General features: G+C 31.8%; 18 protein-coding genes. 12 read left to right on the top strand and 6 right to left on the bottom strand.

Annotated features, from left to right (window positions below; genetic code table 11):
- Positions 1 to 198 precede the first annotated feature (198 nt).
- The 3 genes from AC0N0V_RS15040 to AC0N0V_RS15030 all read left to right on the top strand — a co-directional run bounded on the left by AC0N0V_RS15040 (position 199) and on the right by AC0N0V_RS15030 (position 4,614).
- Positions 199 to 1,524 (top strand): glycine/sarcosine/betaine reductase component B subunit, encoded by a 1,326-nt coding sequence (locus AC0N0V_RS15040; RefSeq protein WP_474458857.1) that lies wholly within the window; start codon positions 199 to 201, stop codon positions 1,522 to 1,524.
- Positions 1,525 to 1,539: 15 nt separating this feature from the next.
- On the top strand, positions 1,540 to 2,853 hold the full coding sequence (gene grdH / locus AC0N0V_RS15035) for a betaine reductase selenoprotein B (protein ID WP_474458856.1): 1,314 nt from the start codon (positions 1,540 to 1,542) through the stop codon (positions 2,851 to 2,853).
- A 222-nt stretch (positions 2,854 to 3,075) separates the two neighbouring features.
- Entirely contained in the window at positions 3,076 to 4,614 is a 1,539-nt protein-coding gene (locus AC0N0V_RS15030) for a glycine betaine uptake BCCT transporter (protein ID WP_474458855.1), read from the top strand.
- A 97-nt stretch (positions 4,615 to 4,711) separates the two neighbouring features.
- Here AC0N0V_RS15030 and aspD read toward each other — a convergent pair whose 3' ends face one another.
- The 5 genes from aspD to AC0N0V_RS15005 form a co-directional block, all read right to left on the bottom strand.
- Positions 4,712 to 6,343: an aspartate 4-decarboxylase gene (aspD, locus tag AC0N0V_RS15025; protein ID WP_474458854.1), complete on the bottom strand. Its 1,632-nt coding sequence runs from the start codon at positions 6,341 to 6,343 to the stop codon at positions 4,712 to 4,714.
- A 313-nt stretch (positions 6,344 to 6,656) separates the two neighbouring features.
- A complete protein-coding gene (locus AC0N0V_RS15020) occupies positions 6,657 to 7,916 on the bottom strand; it encodes an ABC transporter permease (protein WP_474458853.1) in 1,260 nt (419 codons plus the stop codon).
- Positions 7,913 to 9,091: an ABC transporter permease gene (locus AC0N0V_RS15015; protein ID WP_474458852.1), complete on the bottom strand. Its 1,179-nt coding sequence runs from the start codon at positions 9,089 to 9,091 to the stop codon at positions 7,913 to 7,915. The genes AC0N0V_RS15020 and AC0N0V_RS15015 overlap by 4 nt, the downstream gene beginning before the upstream one ends.
- A gap of 14 nt (positions 9,092 to 9,105) precedes the next feature.
- On the bottom strand, positions 9,106 to 10,164 hold the full coding sequence (locus AC0N0V_RS15010) for an HlyD family secretion protein (RefSeq protein WP_474458851.1): 1,059 nt from the start codon (positions 10,162 to 10,164) through the stop codon (positions 9,106 to 9,108).
- 28 nt (positions 10,165 to 10,192) lie between these two features.
- Positions 10,193 to 10,678, bottom strand: a complete 486-nt coding sequence (locus AC0N0V_RS15005; RefSeq protein ID WP_474458850.1) for a MarR family winged helix-turn-helix transcriptional regulator — start codon at positions 10,676 to 10,678, stop codon at positions 10,193 to 10,195.
- Positions 10,679 to 11,022: 344 nt separating this feature from the next.
- On the opposite strand from AC0N0V_RS15005, the gene AC0N0V_RS15000 reads away from it, so the two are divergent.
- Positions 11,023 to 11,502: a UPF0158 family protein gene (locus tag AC0N0V_RS15000; RefSeq protein WP_474458849.1), complete on the top strand. Its 480-nt coding sequence runs from the start codon at positions 11,023 to 11,025 to the stop codon at positions 11,500 to 11,502.
- Positions 11,503 to 11,651: 149 nt separating this feature from the next.
- Here AC0N0V_RS15000 and AC0N0V_RS14995 read toward each other — a convergent pair whose 3' ends face one another.
- The gene (locus tag AC0N0V_RS14995; protein WP_474458848.1) at positions 11,652 to 12,344 is read right to left on the bottom strand and encodes a hypothetical protein; all 693 of its coding nucleotides are present in this window, start codon (positions 12,342 to 12,344) and stop codon (positions 11,652 to 11,654) included.
- 428 nt (positions 12,345 to 12,772) lie between these two features.
- Here AC0N0V_RS14995 and AC0N0V_RS14990 point away from each other — a divergent pair, with 428 nt between their 5' ends.
- The 8 genes from AC0N0V_RS14990 to AC0N0V_RS14955 all read left to right on the top strand — a co-directional run bounded on the left by AC0N0V_RS14990 (position 12,773) and on the right by AC0N0V_RS14955 (position 21,809).
- A complete protein-coding gene (locus AC0N0V_RS14990; RefSeq protein ID WP_474458847.1) occupies positions 12,773 to 13,747 on the top strand; it encodes a polysaccharide deacetylase family protein in 975 nt (324 codons plus the stop codon).
- Between the two features lie 85 nt (positions 13,748 to 13,832).
- A complete protein-coding gene (locus AC0N0V_RS14985; protein ID WP_474458846.1) occupies positions 13,833 to 14,351 on the top strand; it encodes a GNAT family N-acetyltransferase in 519 nt (172 codons plus the stop codon).
- 238 nt (positions 14,352 to 14,589) lie between these two features.
- Positions 14,590 to 16,287: a methyl-accepting chemotaxis protein gene (locus tag AC0N0V_RS14980; protein WP_474458845.1), complete on the top strand. Its 1,698-nt coding sequence runs from the start codon at positions 14,590 to 14,592 to the stop codon at positions 16,285 to 16,287.
- Positions 16,288 to 16,519: 232 nt separating this feature from the next.
- Complete coding sequence (locus tag AC0N0V_RS14975; protein ID WP_474458844.1) at positions 16,520 to 17,209, top strand: response regulator transcription factor; 690 nt, start codon at positions 16,520 to 16,522, stop codon at positions 17,207 to 17,209.
- Positions 17,210 to 17,234: 25 nt separating this feature from the next.
- Positions 17,235 to 18,290, top strand: coding sequence for a sensor histidine kinase (locus AC0N0V_RS14970; RefSeq protein ID WP_474458843.1), 1,056 nt, complete (start codon positions 17,235 to 17,237; stop codon positions 18,288 to 18,290).
- Between the two features lie 114 nt (positions 18,291 to 18,404).
- A complete protein-coding gene (locus tag AC0N0V_RS14965) occupies positions 18,405 to 19,217 on the top strand; it encodes an ABC transporter ATP-binding protein (protein ID WP_474458842.1) in 813 nt (270 codons plus the stop codon).
- Positions 19,204 to 21,156, top strand: coding sequence for an ABC transporter permease (locus AC0N0V_RS14960; RefSeq protein ID WP_474458841.1), 1,953 nt, complete (start codon positions 19,204 to 19,206; stop codon positions 21,154 to 21,156). Before AC0N0V_RS14965 ends, AC0N0V_RS14960 begins: the two co-directional genes overlap by 14 nt.
- Before the next feature lie 53 nt (positions 21,157 to 21,209).
- Positions 21,210 to 21,809, top strand: a complete 600-nt coding sequence (locus AC0N0V_RS14955; RefSeq protein ID WP_474458840.1) for a DedA family protein — start codon at positions 21,210 to 21,212, stop codon at positions 21,807 to 21,809.
- Positions 21,810 to 21,846 lie beyond the last annotated feature (37 nt).

Here is a 21,846-nt window from a genome sequence, read left to right as displayed (position 1 = left end):
AAACATTTAGTAATATATGTATTTCAAATAGAGGATATTTGATATTTTTATAACAAAACAATCGCGATTATAAATTAACCTCGTTTACAAACTATTCTAAATTGTGATATTATTATAACGAGTGATACTTGAAAATTTTGGTATAAGAATAAATTATAGTATCATTATCATCATTAAAACGAGAGAGGTGGAATATAAGTGAAATTGGAAATTGGAAACTTTCATGTAAAAGATATCGTTTTTGGAGAGAAGACTCGCTATGAAAATGGAATTTTAACAATAAACAAGAAGGAAGCGCTAGATTTTGTTTTGGAAGATGAACATATTACAGAAGCAGATTTATTAATTGTAAAACCAGGAGATAAGGTTCGTTTAGTACCTGTAAAGGAGGCAATTGAGCCAAGAGTAAAAGTAAACGGTAACACTTTATTCCCAGGGGTAACTGGGGATGTTGTTCCAGTAGGTGAAGGAAGAACTCATGCACTAAAGGATTGCAGTATCCTAGTAGTGGGCAAGCATTGGGGTGGATTCCAAGATGGATTAATAGATATGAGTGGAGAAGGTGCAAAGTATAGTTACTATTCTCAGTTAAAGAATATAGTACTTATAGGAGATACAGATGAAGATTTTGAAAAACATGAACAGCAAAAGAAAAATAAAGCATTAAGATGGGCAGGACATAAGCTTGCTGAGTTTATAGGAAATTGTGTTAAGAATTTGGAGCCAGAGGATATTGAGACCTTTGAGTTAGAACCAGTTACAAAGAGATCAAAAGAAGTTCAAGATTTACCATCTGTTGTATTTGTAATGCAGCCTCAATCCCAGATGGAAGAAATGGGATATAACGATTTGGTATATGGATGGGATGCAAATCATATGGTACCAACTTTTATGCATCCAAATGAGGTTTTAGATGGAGCAATGATTTCTGGAAGCTTTATGCCTTGTTCCTCAAAGTGGTCTACTTATGACTTTCAGAATAATCCAACTATTAAAAAGTTATATGCTGAGCATGGAAAGACTTTAAACTTCTTAGGAGTAATTATGTCTAACCTTAATGTAGCCTTAGAGCAGAAGAAACGTGCAGCTTTGTTTGTTGCTCAAATGGCAAAATCTTTAGGTGCAGATGGAGCTATTGTTGCAGAAGAAGGATATGGAAATCCTGATGCAGACTTTATAGCTTGTATAGTTGCATTGGAAGAGGCTGGAGTTAAAACTTGTGGTATCACTAATGAATGCACAGGAAGAGATGGTGAATCTCAGCCTTTAGTATCCTTAGATATAAAAGCAGATGCTATTGTATCAACTGGAAACGTTTCAGAATTAATTGAGCTATCTCCAATGGAAACTGTTATAGGAGAACTGCAGTCATTAGCTAGAGATGGTTTGTCTGGTGGATGGGCAAACGATGAAATATTAGGGTCTTCAGTAAGAGAAGATGGTTCAATTATTATGGAAAATAATGCAATGTTTTGCGGAGATCAGATCTGTGGATGGTCACCAAAAACAATGAAAGAGTTTTAAGGAGGTGCAGATTAGATGAAAAAAGCAATTTTATATATAAATCAATTCTTCGGACAAATTGGTGGAGAGGACAAAGCAGACTTTTCTCCAGAAATAAGAGAGGGTTTAGTTGGACCTGCTATCGAATTAAATAAACAACTTGATGGTGCAGAGGTTACCCATACAATAGTTTGTGGTGATAACTTCATGGGTTCTAGTGAAAAAGAGGCAGTAGAAAAAATATTAGTTTTTTTAGAGGGGAAAGAGTTTGATATATTCTTCGCAGGACCTGCCTTCCAGGCTGGAAGATATGGAAATGCCTGTGGAGTTATATGTAAGGCTGTAAAAGAGAAGTTTAACGTACCAGTTATATCCTCTATGCATATTGAAAACCCGGGTGTTGAAATGTTTAAAAAAGATGTATATATATTTAAAGGTGGAAACAACGCTGGAAGAATGAAAAATGATATAAAGGCTATGGCTAACTTCGGTAATAAAATATTAGCTGGAGAAGAGCTGTTGGCAGCAGAAGAGGAAGGATATTACGGAAGAGGGAAAAGACATCAAGTTTGGCTTGAATCAAGAAAATCAGCTGCTGATAGAGTAGTAGAAATGGTGATAAAGAAATTAAATGGCGAGAAATTTGAAACTGAATTACCTATCCCTAAAATGGATAGAGTACCAATAGCGCCAGCTATTAAAGATTTAAGTAAAGCAACTATAGCTTGTGTAACATCTGGTGGTATAGTTCCTGTGGACAACCCTGATAGAATTCAATCTGCTTCAGCAACAAGATGGGGTAAATATGATATATCACAATTAGACAAATTAATGGGAGGAGTTTTTAAGACAATACATGCTGGATTTGACCCTGCAGCAGCAGATGCAGATCCTAATGTAATAGTTCCATTAGATGCCTTAAAAACGTATGAAAAAGAAGGTAAAATAGGTAAGCTTCATGAGTATTTCTATTCTACAGTTGGAACTGGAACTACTCAAGGTGAGGCTGCTAGAATGGCAAGGGAGATTATTGTACATCTAAAAGAAGCAAATGTAGATGCAGTTGTACTAACTTCCACCTGAGGAACTTGTACACGTTGCGGTGCAACAATGGTAAAGGAAATCGAAAGAGCTGGTTTCCCAGTTGTTCAAATGTGTAATCTAATCCCAGTAGCAACAACAGTAGGTTCAAATAGAATAGTACCTACAATTTCTATCCCTTATCCATTAGGAAATCCTGCAGATTCTAAAGAAGCACAATGGAAGTTAAGATATCATAGAGTTGGGGTGGCTTTAGATTCTCTTGCAACTGACATTCAAGAGCAAACTGTTTTTAAAGTTAGAATCTAAATCAATTAAGCAGAGAGTCAAAATCTGTGATTTTGTGCGAATCGCTTACTCATTCGACGAAAGGAGAAGGAGTTTCATATAAGCAGAGAGCCAAAATCTATGATTTTGTGCGAATCGCTTACTCATTCGACGAAAGGAGAAGGAGTTTCATATAACTAAATAGGCCTTGCCCAGATGGATGAGGCCTATTTAGATTTGTTTTGCGAAGGGGGAAAATTAATTATGTCAAATGAACAAAAAACAAAAGACCGCTCGGTTCTGTATGTTTCTGCAGGTATAGCTCTGGTATTTGTAGCATTTAGTATAATTCTGCCTTCTCAAATGGCTAAAGTAGCCAATGGCGTGTTATCATTTTTAACTACTAATTTTGGTTGGCTATATCTTGTATCAGTATTTGTCTTTACAATAGTTATATTTGTTATTGCTCTCAGCCGCTTTGGTAGGATCAAGCTAGGGGCGGATGATGAAAAACCGGAATTTACAAATTTCCAGTGGTTTACTATGCTATTTGGAGGGGGAATGGGTATCGGAATGGTTTTCTGGTCCATTGCTGAACCGATGACTCATTATATGGCACCGCCTGTGGGGCAACCAGGAACTGAGCAAGCTATGCATGATGCCATGAGGATTGTATTTAATGATTTTGGTATTCATGTATGGATTATTTACGCTGTTTGCGGTTTAGCCCTGGCTTATTTCCAGTATCGAAAAGGCCTTCCATGCTTAATCAGCTCCGCTTTTTATCCGATCCTTGGTGATCACATTCGCGGACCTATCGGTAAAGCCATCGATGTAATAGCGGTATTTGCGACGATGTTTGGCGTAGCAACTAGCTTGGGGCTGGGGGCTGGTCAGATTGCCACAGGAGTACAATATATCTGGGGAATTAAAGCGACACCTGGTATGACTGCTATTATTATCGCAATCATGACAGCGATATTTACGCTTGCAACCGTATCCGGACTGCATAAGGCGATGCAGGCTGTTGCTGACGTAAAGGTATGGCTTTCAATTGGATTTATGGTATTTATTTTCTTGTTTGGTGGAATGGTATTTATACTAAATATGTTTACTCACACGCTTGGTGATTATTTGCAAAACTTTATGGGACAGAGTCTGTGGATGGGCAATGTTGAATGGACTAAAGCCTGGCCGATATTCTACAGAGCTTGGTATATTGCGTGGGCAGCATTTGTAGGTCAGTTCATAGCACGTGTTTCTAGAGGCCGTACTATTCGCGAATTCATACTTGCATCAGTCTTCCTGCCTTCTGGTTTCTGCCTCATATGGATTGCAATCTATGGGGGAGCTGCGTTTAATCTAGATGCATTGTCACAGGGTGCCATTCAGGCAGCGGTTAAAACCGATGTTTCGACTGCTTTATTTGCAACGTTGCAGCATCTACCGCTCTATTTCATCACTGCTCCGCTAGCGCTTATCCTGATCATCACGTCCTTTGCAGGAGCTGCTAACTCAGCGACGTATGTACTGAGCATGCTGACATCGGGAGGAGACCTGAATCCAAGTAAAAAACTGTGCGGGTTTTGGGGAGTTGTCCAAGGGGCTGTCACTATAATGATTATTCTAGTAGGAGGTACTGCTGCGATAAAGACACTTCAGACGGCTTCTATTGCTGCTGCCTTTCCATTCATGCTGATTATGCTCGTCATGTGCTACAGCATATACAAGGCTCTTCGGGAAGAAGAAGTTAAAGAAGAAATAACAGTATCTAAAAATAGTGAATTAGAAACGAGTTTATAATCTGAAAGTTCTCATTTATAAAATAGTAAAGTGATAAAAGGGGCTGTTGAATAATGAATGAAAAATCATAGTGCAACACCCCTTTTATTTCATCTATTTATATTTTTGACTTTTTCCAGTTTTGCACAAGATCTTCAAGTATTTTATGCAGTGCTTTACCTATTCTTGAATAAGCCTCATCATTCAAGTTTGCTAGAGATATTCTTATGGACCATTCAGGCCCAAAGAATCCACCACCACTTAATAGTACAATAGAAGACTCCTCTGCTAAGCGATAAAGCACGTCAAAAGGCTTATGATTCGTTTGAAGATAATTTGCAAAATCTTCTCCGTAATAGTGACAAGCCCACTCTAGTAAATCAAACTCTGTATAATAAGCCGCATCATAAGGATCTTTTCGTAAATCTAATCCAAGGCCATCAAACAAGAGTCTTTGACGACGACGACAAATATCAATAGTTAACTGCTTATATTTATTTTCCTTATCAAGTAAAGCAAAGGCTGAGAAAAATGCCATTTGTACTTGTTGTGGTGTAGAAAGACCTGCTGTATGGTTAAGTGCTACTTGACGACTATCAGCAACAATTCTATCTATAAATGGTATATCATCGGGGCTTGTGGATAGCGCTTCATAGCGTCTAGTTACCTCCTCTTTTTTATCATGAGGTAATTCACTTATTAATTTATCAAATATATTTTTTTCATAAAGTGCAATTGTTCCAAGTCTCCAACCAGTTACGCCAAAATACTTTGAAAAAGAGTAGACTCCTATTGAGTTATAAGGCAAATCTGCAACTATGGAACGGAAATTAGGAACAAAGGTGCCATAAACATCATCAGAAATAATCATTAGGTTAGGATTATGTTTCTTAACTATTTCGGTTAATCTATCAACTGATTCTGGTTTCATAGCTACAGAAGGTGGGTTGCTAGGATTAACTATGAATAAAGCTTTAATAGTTGGATCGCAAAGCTTTTCTAATTCAGATTCAGGATATTGCCAAGTATGGGTTCCATCTTCTGTTTCTTCTGTAGCTCTAATTTTAATTACATCAAGGTTGTAACGAGGCAGTAAAGGAATTTCAAGATAAGGGGTAAAAATTGGAGTCATTAGTGCAATTTTATCTCCCTTTTGCAATAATTCATTGGCAATAAGGGAATCAAAGATGTAACACATTGCAGCAGTAGCACCTTCTACCGCATATAAGTGAAACTTGCCTACAGGTGGTTTATTGTAGCACATTTCTCGAACAAGATAATCATGTACAATCTTTTCGATATGTATGAGCATACGATCTGGAACGGGGTAGTTATCTCCTATAATGCCATCTGCTAGTTCATGTACCCAAGTATCTGGATCAAAGCCTTTTTCTGTTATCCCATACTCAATTATATTTTTAAGAAGTTCAATTCCTGGTTCATTAAGATGCTTTTTTACATAAATTCCAAAACGTTCTGCAATACCTTCTTTTTTAGGCATTCCAGCTAAGTCCTTTTCATTCCATACTCTGCGAGTTTCTTCAACAGCAAACTGGCCAAAGGCAAAAAAGGCTTCACGAGGTGTTGCCGCTGTCCAATTTGGGTTACCTCTTCCTGCATCTAATAAAGCGTGGGCACTTTTCTCCTTAGGTCCTTCTGCTAAGTTAATTAACTTATTTTTAAGCTCGAATGGACTGATTTTACCATAAATTCTCTCTATTTCTTCACGTTGGATGTTGTGAGTATCCATTATTTTTAACCCCCTTTAGTTTTTAGGTTTATATTAATCATTAGGAATTCTTTTATAAGTTATGAATTTATATTATACATATTTGCAGAAAAGTATTCTTCTGATATACATTACTTATTAGATGTTCTATTTATAATATTTGCGTAAAATTAGAACAACTTGTATTAAGTTTGCTTAGAGAATAAATAGTAAAAGAGAGTAGCAAGGGTAATATTTTATTAGTCCTTCACTACTCTCTTTATTAGGTTTAAGAAGAAAATTATTTTAATTTTGTACAAACATAATTTTTATATTTTTATATAATTGCCTGTAATTAAGAGTTAAGTTTTACTTCCTCTTGTTTCTCAATTACAGATGATCCTTTTATAGAGGGTTCTTTGGTGCTTGAGGTATTGGTGCCTGCAAAAGTTTCCGGTTGAATTAATAATTTTCTATTAATCCATTTTTTCAAAATAATCTTAAGAGTATATAATCCGATTCCTATAGGTAACCAAAACAAAGCATAGTAAATACCACCTTTTAAGTAAGGAAGTATATAACTCCAACCAGAACCTTTTAAATTTATGGTTCTTAAAGGTTCGGATATATATATAAAAGGCCAAAGAATTTTGACAGCTTGTGCCAAACTTTTTGGCATCATATATTGAGGCCAGGTATATCCTGCTGTAAGTAATGCAGGAACAGTTAGAAACATGACAAATTCTATAAAATGCACAACGTTATTGAAAATAAAAGCAAGAATAAAAGCTATAGCTGTAATATCTATAATGAAAACCCACATCAAAGCAGAATACTCTAGTATGTTTCCTTTAAGTGGAAGATAAAAGTATTTTCCAGCAAAGTACAAACTGCTGCTAGCACCTAAGTATGCAAAAAACATAAGCATTAAAATTCTTAGAGAGAGAATAAGTATTTTTTTTGAGCCTTCTTTAGATCTCATCTTCATTTGTGTGAGTTCGTGTTTCTCTTCTATTAAAATAGGCACTAAAGTTGTTAAATAGAATTGTTGAATCAAAAGAGCTAAAAGCCCATAAATCAAATATTTCATATAACTTAACTGAGGATCGTACAATATACGTTCTGTAAAGGATAAAGCACTAATTGACTGTTGAGCAACATAAGGCAGCATATTGTTTGCCTGAAGAACAGTTAGCTGAATTTTTCCATTTAAAGTATTTAATATTGAACTACAGTATGCCAATGCATTATTTCCAATTACCATATTTGATTCATCTATTAATGCTATAGTCTTAGGAGATTTTAGTTCAATTACATCCTTGTTAAAATTTTTTGGAATAATCAAAGCAGCTCTGACTTTTTTTCTTTTTATAGCTTCTTCTAGTTCTGTTTGTGAATCAGCGTAGTAGTTAACTTTTAGACCTGGATGATTTTTAAATTCTCTTATAATTGATCGTGAAATTGACGAATTATCAAAATCTGCAATACCAAAAGGAATCTGTTCTACGTAAATCTTACTAAAAGCAAAACAGAAGAGGATTGTTACCAAAATAGGCGTTATTACAAGTGAAAAAATATTTTTTTGCTTACGTAAAATAGATTTTAAGAATTTCATACTTGCATCACCTCTTCGGATTTTTCTTTATTTTCTTTAGGTGCTTTAATATAACTATAAATTTTATGACCATATTTTCGTAGTATAAAAACAACTAAAGAAAGCATCCATAAATAAATTAAAAATTTAGATAGCCAATTTATATCAGGAGTAATATATTTTAAGTCTATATCATTGAGGCACAGGTCCCTAATTGGTTCTCCGTAATGCACAAAAGGTATAAATTCACCTAAGTCTTGAAAGAATTTTGGCATTGCAATTAAAGGAAAGGTGAAACCACCAAGTATAGTTGTAGGAGAAACTATTATTGTTATCCATCTTACAGAAGATAGTTTTTCCTTTCTAATTAGCCTAGCTAGAATACCTAAGTTTACCATACCAATACAAAAAAGAAGTGTTAGAATGATTCCACCTTGAATGGTACCCCTAAAAGGAACTTGGAAGAACTTAAACTGAATTCCTAAAGTTATTAACATAGAAATTGAACCAAGTAATCCACCTATAATTCCTTTAATCCATAACCAAAAATAACTCTGCTCAACTTCTTTAACTAGTTCTACCCCAAGAATTACAAGACCTATTTGAATCATACTAATCAACATTCCAGGAATCATAAAGTTAATATAATTTTTAGTTGGATTACCTATAAGCCTATAGCTAAAATACATTGGTAAAACATTGTTTAGAGATACTTCAGGCATTATTCCAAGCTTACCTTCCATTAGTTGCTTTAAATATGCGGTTTTAAGGGTAAGTAGAATTTCAGACATCTGAGATTTAGCAGCGCTAGTAACAGACATCTGTGACCCATCATAAAATATAAGTACTTTAGGAGCTTTTCCCTCAAGCAAATCTTTTGAAAAGGATTTAGGAATTATAATTCCTAAATACACTTTTTCATTATCTATTAGATTTTTAATATCATAATCATTTTCACTATAGTTTGTTATATTAAAAACTTCATTTGTTTTTATTTCATTAACTAATGTTTGACTAAGGGGTGAGTTATCATGATCTACAATTGCAGTAGGTATATGTCGAATTTGACGAGCATTCATTTGGTATCCCAAAATAAAGCTGCAGATAACGGGAATTATGAAAACAAATAAAAAGGGAGCTAATATATTTTTAATCTTTGTTTTTATATAAATTAATTTTAATACTTTTTCTTTCATATTAGCATCTCACTTTACTTTCCAAAATCAACAAAAGTTGTCATACCTGCATTAAGAGTTTTATTCATGTCAGTTAACTCAACCTTAACCCCATAAGATAACACATCAAATTGCCCATTATCATTTGTTGCTCTTTTAACTGCAAAATCTGGCTTTTTATTTATTCTAACTACTTTACCTCTAAATTGCTCTTTTGGATAAGCAGAAAGTTTTACTGAAACAACTTCATTTAATTTTATTTTTGAAATATCTGTTTCCTTCACGTTGCATTCTATCCATGGTGCTGCTGTATCTGTTATTGTTAAAAGCGGCATTCCTGTTGATACAAGTTCACCAGCTTCTACATTTAGAGTAGTTATTATTCCATCAGCTGGCGCTACAATTGTAGTGTCATCGATATAAGTTTGTACTTCATTTAGTCCACCTTCAGCTTGCTTAATTTGTCCTTGTATAGCTTGTATTGTTGAATCAGCTTGAGCAACCTGTGCCTGAGCCGCGGCTATATCCTCTGGCCTTGCACCATTTTTAGCGAGATCATATTTTTCTTTTGTAATTTCGAATTGTGTTGAAACATTATCTAAATCAGCTTTTGAAGCAAAGCCTTTGTCATATAGGGATTTTACTCTGTCATAAGTGGTTTGAGCAAGTTCGTAAGCCGCTTTCGCCTGAGCAAGCTCTTCGGCTCTCGTTCCATTTTGTGCTTTCTGAAGTTGAGCAAGTGCAGCTTGCTTTGCTGCTTGCGCTGCCTTAAGTTGTCCTGTTATAGCCTCGATTTGGGCTTGCGTTTGAGAGTGTTTTGCAAGTAATGAATTATTATCTATAGTAACTAAAACTTGTCCGGATTTAACGTTATCGCCTTCTTTAACCTTTATTTCTTTTATTTTTCCAGCAATTTTGGAGTTTATGTTTACATCTTTCATTTCTATATTTGATTGGACAACTAGATGATCAGTATTTTGATTTATTAATTTATCACCAGTTAAAGTTCGTATTTCGGAAGAAGTATTACATCCTGATAAAAGACTTGTTGTTACTATTAGAGTTGATAGAAATACAATATGATTACGTTTCATAAAAAGCCCCCCCTTTTAATACAATATTTTAATCTTTTAAATAATTCTCAGTTAACTCTTGTTGGATTTTTATAAGTAATTCACAAAAATGTTCCTTTTCGTTTTGTGAGATAAAGTTTAACATAGTTTGACCAAATATCTGATTTCTTGGTAGAACAATGCTAATAAGTTCAGTTCCTCTTTCTGTAATTACAGCTTTTATACTTCTTCTATCATTTTCATTTGTAATTCTCTTTATTAATCCTCCAGATACCATCCTATCTGCTAATGAAGTTATATTAGGTCTTGTAACATTCATTTTTTCACCAAGAGTAGATAGAGTAATACCTTCTTCTCCGCTTAAGTAGATTAAGTACAGAGCTTCAAATTGTGTTTTTGATAGTTTAAAGTTTTTATAAAATTTTGAAATTATTTTTTCTATTGTATCTGCTGTATTGCAGATTAAATTTAATAGCCTTAATGAATTTACTTCATCAAGATTAATGTTATCTGGATAATTATTGTCATTATTCATAAATCAAATATCTCCTCGTCTAAAGCATTTATTAATTGGCAGCACTTCATTTAAGCGAAGTTTTTGTTTAGATATTTACATTAATTCTTAATAGTTAATATGTAAATAATTAATATATTAACTATTATATCGCCATTGAATTAATTGTCAAGATTATTTAGGACAAATTGTAATATTTATGAAGCATGCACAGATAATGTTTAATTTTACTCATAGGTGGTATATAATAAATAATAATGGATTAACTTAAAAATATTTATGTTATTTGAGGTATAATAAATATAATTTCGATGATGGAAAGTAAAAACAATAATAAATTAAATTAGGGAGAATAAATATAAACTATGAAGAAATTAAATATTGATTTAGATTTATTGGTGCAGTCATTTTCATTTAATGAGGATGACTTAGGGAAAGAGTATTTGGATACACATACAGGGGATATTATCAATATTCCCTATGAAATAAATAGCGTTATTCAAGGTGACATAAAAGAAGATGATTTAGATGACTGGCAAAAGGGACTATTAGAAGATGCATATGCCATCAAAGAAGACATAGAAGGAAGATACATCTTAATACCTAATATTGATGATTCATATTTTTATGATTCTATGGTTGATTATGCAAGAAATAAAGTGTGTTCTGATGATTTAAAAGGTAGGCTTTTATATGCCTTAAATAAGAATCAGCCAATGATAAGTTTTAAAAATGTAATTTTTAAAAATGCTGAAGAGCTTGATAAGTGGCAAGATTATGAAGAAGAAAAAGCAAAAGAATATGTTATTAATTGGTTAAGTGAGATGGGAATTGAATTAGAGTAATTACATCAACTTTTGATTCTAAGTTTATAGTTAGAAAGTCTGAGTATATTGAAAGTTTGCTATTTGAACCTTACGATTTTAAACAAGAAGCTGTCTCAAAATGCATAGATATGCATTTGGGGACAGCTTCTTATTGCTGATAAAGCAAGCTAACTATTCTGTTCTAATTCTTCAGATTCGTCAACAATAGCTACATTTTCTAAATTAGCTTTTCTATTATCTAAAGTGTTGTGGCTTATATGTTTTGTAACCATATCTTCAGGAGTATTCATAATAAAGCCTTGCAAATAGACTCTACCATTCTGAGTATTAGCTACAGCATAATGTTCTCCTTGACTTATATAGTATACCCAAGAATAGCCACTGTTTATCACTCTATCTAAATCTTCTTTATCAACTAGAGTTCTTTCTTTTCTTCTACCATATTTATCTCTAAGTATGATATAAATACTATCCGAATCGATTTTTTCATAATCATTGATTGCTGCATTTTGGTCATATATTTCTATGTTACATTTTCTGTTATCTAAAGTATCTCCATTTAGATGTCTAATAGGAGTTTTAGTGTGGGTACCAAGAATAAATGAATGCAAAGTTTGCTTTTCTTTAAGTTTTTTTCCGTTTATCGAAGAGAAACTTAGAGTTTGAACTAAATAGCTATTAAAATCCTTATTCCATTCGGCAAACCAAGTTCCTTTATCTAATACAGTTTTTAAATCCTCAGCATCTATTTTAGTATCAATGGTCGTGCCATCTTTTTTGCTTAATTTTAGGTAAGCAACAGTTCCTTTTATTTCATATTCGTTAGCTTTTGTTTCGTATTTACTTTTTATAACGAGCACCTCTTTCTTTTATTACCTTATGACAAAATATATAATATTTTTGCCAGCATTTCTCATTATATCATATATATGAAGAAATATTCACGAGAATGTAAAATTTATTATTACTAAAAACTTCCGTGATTAAATAAGATAAGATTTGAGAGGATTTATTATATGTAAAGAATGTCATTTTGTACAAAGTTTATACAAAGTTTATACTTTGTTTATGTAAAATAGAGATACTCTCTTTAAAATAGAATTATAAAAGATTGTCATGCTTAGTTTGCCTTAATTATGAGGATTAGATAAAGCTTTTGTATTGTTAGTGAAATACTTCTGCCTAACTAAGATAAAATTAGGGAAGGTTTTCTTTTAAGTTATTTACTATAAATTTCAAGTTTAAATTTTAAAAGATGATCTTTTGAGCAGAAGAAGGGAGATAAATAATGAAAAGAAAAAACAGAAGAAAAAATAAACGAGTTAAAAATATAAGAAAGAGTTTAATTTTAGTGTCCTTAATTGGAGTGTTAACTTTATCATATAAAGGTTATGAATATTATAATGATAAAATGGTACAAGCTAACAAAGGAATAGCGGCTAGTAGAGTAATAACAACTAGTAAAGAAGTTCCAACTAATAATATCAAAGAAATAACGGTTGTAAAGGAGACAAAAGAAAAGGTAGCGGAAAATAACTCAAAAGGTAAACTACATAATGTAAATAGTGAAGGACAAAAATATACTTATGATGTAAAAAAGGTAAAAGATATATTAGACAACAAGGTAGAGAATGATGGGAAAAAAATAGCATTTCTTACTTTTGATGATGGGCCATCTATAACTGTGACGCCTAGAATATTAGACGTATTAAAAAAGTATAATATAAAAGCTACTTTTTGTTTAGTTGGACAAAACATAAATTCCAGTGAAAGTAGTAAAGAATTGGTAAAGAGAACTTTTGACGAGGGACATGCATTGGCCAATCATACTTATTCTCATAATTTAAGAAATTTGTACCCAGGAAATAAAATCAATATAGAATATTTTATGGAAGAAATTGATGAGACTAACACTGCAATTAAAAATGTTGTTGGGCAAGATTTTAATTCACGAGTGTTAAGAATGCCAGGGGGTTATATGTCAAGGGAGCATTATAAAGATCCTAATTTGGAGGAGTTTAATGCAAAGCTAAAAGAAAAGGATATGCACAGTATAGATTGGAATGCTTACAATTTTGATTCAGAAGGTAAGATGAAAAATGCATCAGAACTGTTAAATGAAGTGAAAAAAAGTGTAGGAACAAAAGAAAAAGTAGTTATACTAATACATGATACTTATGGTAAGGAAGAAACAGCTAAGGCTTTGCCTCAAATAATAGAGTATTTAAAAGACCAAGGATATGAATTTGGTACTTTGTCATGATAAGAGGATTGACGATGTATACGAGACAAAGGAAAACTTTAAAGGCTGTGCACGAAAATTTATTGTTCTATTGGGGGGATGATGTTTGGAAAACATAGTAACACAATCACAGGATTTAATATTTTGTCTAACTCAAGCTGAGGATCTGGACAAGATTATTAAAATGGAAAGTGATAGAGAAAACTCGAAATTTGTATATAATTGGAGTAAAAAGAAGCATATAGAGGTTATCGATTCTGAAAATTGGATGCATATTTCTATAAGGAAAAAAGATTGTAAAGAGATAGTCGGGTATATTCTGCTTGATGGAATAAACAGCGAACATGAAACCATGGAGTTAACGAGAATTGTTATAAATGAAAAGGGAAAAGGCTATGGAAGGAAAAGTATAAGCCTAATAAAAAGGCTTTGTTTTGAGAAACTAGGATGTCACAGACTTTGGCTAGATGTTTTTGATTATAATTCGAGGGCAATTGAACTTTATAAATCAGAAGGTTTTATTCAAGAAGGGATTTTAAGAGAATGCAAAAAGATTAATAACGTGTATAAATCAATGCGTATATTCTCTATGTTGAAAGCCGAATATGAAAATTTTGATTATTAGAATAAAAATTTAGTATTATTTTAGAATCAATTTAGAGAAAGTTTATACTTAAGTTGTATAATAAATCCATAGTATTAAGATTAACAAATGAGCGTGGAAGCATTGTCCATGAAAAAATTATTTTTTCAAAGTTAAGTACTATTATTAATAAAGATTTATCTTTTAGTCACGATAAACTAGATTAGTATAATAAATATTTGTAATGCTTTTAAATGCTTATAAAGGGAGGGAGGATTCAGTGAATAAAATTTTAAGAAAACTAAAGATATCCACAATAATAATGTCAATGTCAATCTTAGCCATTATTTTTTCATCAGCAATAGGTTCTCTAGGGTATTTCGATATGAAAAAAGTTAACGATAACACAATGGACATGTATCACAATATAACTATGCCAATATCCTATATAGGATCACTGAGAGCAGATTTTTTAAATATAAGACTATATGTTTCTAAATCAAATACTATTTACAGCAAGGATTATGATGCAAAAATTAATGAACTAGACGATAAAATACACGAGTCATTAAAAAGCTATTTATCTACTAAATTAGATCCAGCTGATAAGGAAGGTCTTGATAAGTTTCAAAAAGACTATGTTAATTATATGAATTTGTGGAAGAAGGTCGAACCCTCATTAGCTAAAGGTGAAAAAATTTCTGATGAGGACATGAAAAAAATTGATAATATAGGTGAATCAATTGAGGGCACGCTTAAAGGATTAAAAGATTATAATGTTGATTGGGCGGGAAAAACTGATACAGAAAATGATAAAATTTATGATAGTAGTAAAAGAGCTTTTATTACTATGAACATAGCTGTAATAATAACATTTTTACTAATTTCAGCTTTAGTAATTTTATTTATCAGACGCTCATCAAAAGAAATAATTGATTACCTAACAAAGATTTCAACAGGAGACTTCACTGAGAAGATAGAAGGTGACTCAAAAAGCGAATTTGGAATTATTAAGGATTCCTTGTCTAAAACAATTGAAAGTATTTCATCACTAATAAAAAGTATTCGTGAAAAATCTCAAACCATTGAAGAAAGATCTATTTCCTTGTCAGCTGTATCAGAAGAGATGGCGGGTTCATCGGATAATGTTGCCGCGGCAATACAGCAGGCTTCTGTTGGAGTAACATCTCAATCTAACGATTTGTCAGAGATTACAAATGTATTGAATAAATTTAGTTCAGAGCTTGAAACTATGGTTAAATCCATAGAAGATATCAATTCTAACTCTAAAGATATAAATTCTATGGCAAACGAAAATCACGAAGATTTACAAAGTCTTGTAGAATCAGTAACTAGAATAAATAATTCTTTTAAGGATTTCGCTGTAAAAATCTCACATATGGGTCAAAATATCATTCAGATAAATCAAATAACAAATGTTATAAATGGTATTGCGGAACAAACAAACCTGCTTGCTCTAAATGCTGCTATAGAGGCAGCAAGAGCTGGGGAGTCAGGAAGGGGATTTTCTGTAGTTGCTGAAGAAATTAGAAAGCTTGCGGAAGAGTCAAAAGTTTCCTCTAAAAACATAACTAATCTTATATCTAGCATATCACAAGAATCTAGTGATATGTTGAAAAGTGCAGATGTTATGAGCGGGGAATTAAATGGTCAGGTTACTGTTATAAATACATCCATAGAATCCTTTAAAAAGATTATAGATGCAGTAGAAAAGGTTATTCCTAAAATACAAGTTATCAACTCTTCAGCATCTAATATTAATAATGATAAGGATGTTATTTTACAAAGAATGCAAAGCTCATCCTGTGTAGCAGAGGAAGTATCTGCTTCAACAGAGGAAATTACTGCTTCCACTGAAGAAATGAATGCGGCTTCACAACAAGTAGCTGATGCAGCACATTCGCTTAATACTTTAACTAAAGGAATGAATAATGACATTAATAAGTTTAAGATATAATTATATGATTCCAATTAAGGCTGTATGATTGATGTCATACAGCTTTTATGTTAAGTTGAATTACAGTGGTAAGCTGATATTAACAGTTTATTTTGTTGGCTAGCTATATTGTAACCAGTTTACTTATAGGATATAATCTTGTTAACAATATTTGAAAGTAGAAAGTTGCAATAGTATTATTCAAATAATATTATATAAAAAATAATTATTACTTAATTATAATGGAGTTAATATGTACAGTATAATGATAATAGAAGATGATAAAAAAATAAATGAACTTATTAAAAAAACACTTGAATGCTATGGATACAAAGTCTATGTTGTAGAAGATTTTTCAAATATAAAGGGAGAGTTTATAAAGAATAACCCAAACCTTGTACTTTTGGATATTAATCTTCCATTTTACGATGGCTTCTATTGGTGTAGAGATATAAGAACCGTATCAAACGTTCCTATAATTTTTATTTCTGCAAGGGATTCAGATATGGATCAAGTTATGGCAATAGAAAATGGTGGAGATGATTACATAACAAAGCCTTTTTCTTATGACTTGTTACTTGCAAAGATAAAAGGCGTTATTAGAAGAGCTTATGGAAGCTATGCTGAAAGCAGTGAAGTTTATGAAGTGAGAGGGTTATTTTTACATATAAATCAAAATATTGTAGAGTTCAATAAAAAAAAGATAGAGCTTAGCAAAAAGGAATTTCAATTATTACACACGCTTCTAAAGAATGTTAATAAGATTGTGTCACGGGAAACCTTACTTGAAGTTCTTTGGAATGATATAGATTTTGTTGATGACAATACTCTTTCGGTTAATATTACACGACTTAGGAAAAGGCTTGAAGATCTAGAAATCAATGATGTTATTGAAACGAAAAGAGGTCAGGGATATAGGATAGTAAGTAATTGGAGTAACTAATGAAAGATATAAGCAGGTGATTTAATTGAAGCTAAAAGACTTTTTAAAAGATAAAATAGCTTATACAATATCATATTTTTTAGGAATCTCTTTCACTATTATAATCATGTATTTGACCCTTGTTATAAATTTTAAAACATATCCATCAATGGAAAACATACTATATGCAGTATTAATATCTCTAACGATTTACATAGTTTTTCTGATATATGAGTACTATAGAAACAATTACTTTTATAAGAAGCTCTATAACATGCTTGAAACAAATAATACTTTTGATTACTTGTTAAATGCTGATTATGCTAGAACTAGTGACCAGAGAGTTTATATTGAACTTTTGTCAAAAATTTATAAAAATAACAGTGAAAAAATATCTGAATATGAAGAAAAGCATAGAGAATACATATATTTTATAAATCAATGGGTTCATCAAATGAAGACCCCTGTATCTGTTATTAATCTTATATTACAAGAACAAAAAAAAGAGGAACATAAAGAATTGTTTAACAGTATAGGCGAAGAAAATGAAAGGATATCTAATGGAATTGAAATAATGCTCAATCATGCAAGACTTAATGAATTTAACTTGGATTTTAAGGTGGAAAGTTTAGATATAGCAGCAGTTGTACGAAAGGTGATTAATGATAATAAAAAGTCATTAATTCGTAATTTTATTTTCCCTAAAATTATAGATGAAAAGAACATAACGGTAGAAACAGATAAAAAGTGGATTTACTTTGTAATAAATCAAATTTTTATTAATGCAATAAAGTATTCTAAAGAAGTTAAAAAAGAGAATAAGTATATAGTTTTTGAGATTAAAGATGAGAAGTTAAAAGTAGTGTTATCTATTACTGATGAAGGAATTGGTATACCTAAAGAGGATTTAGGAAGAGTGTTTCAAGCCTTCTTTACAGGCAATAATGGTAGAAAAACTTCGGAATCTACTGGTATGGGAATGTACTTATCTAAAAGAATATGTGATAATCTTGGACATGAATTGGTAGTAGAGTCCGAGGAGGGACAGTGGGCTAAATTTTCTATAGTATTCCATAAGGAAAGAAATATATTTAGATTTTAATCTTTCAACATTGTAAGATTGAAATGTTATTTGTAAGAGAAATCGATACATTGATTTCTCTATTTTTTTTATAATGTATTTATAGATAATAAACCTTAGAGAGGAATGATAATTATGCCAGTATTAGAAGCTAAAAATATAACAAAAATATATGGGGATAAAAGAGGTGGAATGCAAGTTAAAGCTCTTGATAAATTCAGTATTAATATAGAAGATGGAGAGTTTGTAGGAGTAATGGGACCTTCAGGCAGTGGAAAAACTACGCTTCTAAATATCTTAGCAACAATCGATACACCATCCACTGGTGAATTATTAATAAATGAAACGAATCCAGCTAAACTTAGTGAAAAAAAAGCTGCTTTGTTTAGAAGAAAGGAACTAGGATTTATATTCCAAGATTTCAACCTTCTAGACTCTTTATCCATAGAAGAAAATATAATACTTCCATTGGTTTTAGATAAGGTAGGAGTAAAGGAAATAGAAAAAAAGTTACAGGATATTGCAGAGGTTTTAAATATAAAGGAGATTCTCCTAAAAAGACCTTACGAGATATCTGGTGGACAGCAACAAAGAGCTGCTTGCGCTAGGGCCTTAATTCATAATCCCTCTATAATTTTAGCTGATGAGCCTACAGGAAATCTTGATTCTAAGACTTCACAAGACGTAATGGAAGCTCTAAAGAGTTTGAATGAACAAAAGAAAGCTACTATCATGATGGTCACTCATGATCCTTTTGCAGCAAGCTTTTGTCAGAGGATTATTATGATTAAGGATGGAAGATATTTTTTAGAAATAGTTAATGGAGGTAAACGTCAGGTTTTCTTTAAGGAAATTATGGATTCACTTTCAATGCTAGGAGGAGGAACAACTAATAGTTATTCTGCGCAGGCTAGGAATATAGGAGGAAACTATAATGACCTTAAGTAATATTGCATTTAAAAATATTAAAGGAAACTTAAATAAATATGTAATGTACTATTTAAGCAATGCCTTGGTGGTAATGGTATTTTTTATTTTTGCAAATTTTATTTATAATCCGCAAGTTAAAAGCGTAGATATTATGGGGAGCCTGGGAGCTATGGCATCAAAAACTATGTTTTTATGTGAGATTGTAATAATTCTATTTACTATAGTATTTGCAACGTATTCTATTTCAAGCTTTCTAAAGTCAAGAGAAAAGGAATTTGGGCTTCTTTCAATGTTTGGTTTAACAAAGGGACAAATAAGAAGGTATGTAATGATTGAAAGTATTATTGTATCTATTGCAGCCATAGTTACAGGACTTTTCTTAGGAATAATTTTTTCAAAGCTATTTTTTATGATTGTAACTATTATTTTAGCTTTAAATGTAGAGATTCCATTCGTAGTTTCTATGAAAGCTTTTCTGATAACGCTAATAGTCTTTGTTATACTGTTTCAGGGAATTAGCTTCATAGTTAGCTATAAAATAAAAAATAACAATATAGTAGAGCTATTAAAGGGAGATAGAATACCTAAACCAGTATCAGAGTTTTCGAAATTTAAAGCTATACTTTCCATAGTGTTTATTGGTGCAGGATATATTTTGGCTGTATATTCTAGTATAGCCATAGTATTAACTATGTTTCCTATTTTGGCTTTGGTTGTCTTTGGAACTTATCTTCTATATTCTCAGTTTAGCGTATTTTTCACTAGTAGACTTAAGAGGAATAAAGGAGTTTATTACAAAGGGATTAATATTATAACTTTATCTCAGATTATATATAAGTTAAAGGACAATGCTAAAATTTTATTTATAGCATCTATTCTTAGTGCTGTTACATTAACAGCTTCTGTAAGTGTATATTCTATACAAAAAAGTATATTAGGGAGTATAGAGCAGAATTTCCCACAGGACTTTAATATAATTGAAAGAGGATTAAACTCAGATAGTGTAATATCACCAGAAAAAGTAGAAAGAACAGTAAAAGCTTATGGCCATGAGCTTCAATATAAGAATAAGATTGTACTAATAGAAGCTACAAATAAAGAAAGTGAAATCTCGAATGTAACCAATAATAAAAAGGATTTTTATATTATGTCTAATTCAGATTATAACTTAATGGCTTCTCAATTTGGAAAAGAAAGGGTAAATCTTCAAAAGGGAGAAGTTTTAATACACACTTACAATCTTGAGGGTAGAATGGGAGGTAAATATTTTATTGATGACAAAGAGTATTTGACTTTAGTTACTAGTAGCGAAGAATTAAAGTTTAAGATAAGGGATGAACTAAGCGGGGGAATAATAAATGACGACAATAAGAACACCAATACTGCTATAGTGCCTGATGAAGTTTTTAATAAAGTTCTTACAAAAGTTCCAGATGATAAAAAATTAGTTTACTATGGATATAACATAAAGGATTGGATGAATCCTTTTGAGGCAGTAGATCAAATAAAAATAATGTTTCCAAATAACAGTGAAAACTCTTTTTCTGATAGTGTAGTAAAATATCTACCTATTATAAGAAGTATGTCATTCTCGTTATTTATTGGAACTTTTATATCTATAGTGTTCTTTATCTCAACTAGTAGTATATTGTATTTTAAGATTTATAATGAGATACAAAATGACAGACATGAATTTAAATCCTTAAAGAAAATGGGAGTATCCAATGATGAAATAAGAAGAGTAGTAAGTACTCAATGTGCCATCATGTTTCTAGTGCCTTTTGTAGTGGCATTAAGCCATTCAATATTTGCAATAAAATCATTGAGTAACTTGCTAAGAGATAACTTGTCAGGATATTTTACTGTTATATCATTAATTTATCTTGGACTTCAGTTAATATACTTTATACTTGCAAGGACTATTTATAATAAGCAAATAAATGTCTGGGTAAAATAACAAACTTAAGAAAGTGAGAGGAATATAATATGCAAAACTGGATTACGCAACTAATGGAGAACTTTGGGTACCTTGGTACGTTTTTTTTAATAGCACTAGAAAATGTTTTTCCACCGATTCCTTCAGAAGTCATTCTTACTTTTGGAGGATTTATGACCACACGAACAGAAATGACTATTTTAGGGGTTGTGGTATTTGCAACGGCTGGATCTGTTGCTGGTGCTGTTATACTTTATGGAATAGGACGATTGCTTAATATTAAAAGATTAGAAAGAATAATAGTTAGATGGGGATATATATTGCGATTAAAAGTTGAAGATATTTATAAAGCCAACTCTTGGTTTAACCGTTATGGATACTTAACTGTTTTTTTCTGTAGAATGATTCCTTTAATCCGTAGTTTAATTTCAATTCCAGCTGGCATGTCTAATATGAAATTTAGGATCTTCTTGCCGCTAACATTAGCAGGAACACTAATTTGGAATATCCTGCTGGTTTGGGCTGGAGCTGTCCTTGGAGAATCATGGGAAGAAATTTTAGGCTTTATGGACGTATACTCTAATATCACATACGCTATTTTGGCATTGTCTGCTATTGTTTTTATTGTGCTATGGACTTCAAAAAGAAGAAAGGAATTAAGATTGAAAGCTTAAAATATATACTATGAAAGTAGACGAGAAAAAAACATTG

It is taken from the genome of Clostridium sp. CS1-1 (assembly GCF_056135525.1).
This window is presented reverse-complemented; position numbering and strand designations above follow the sequence as displayed.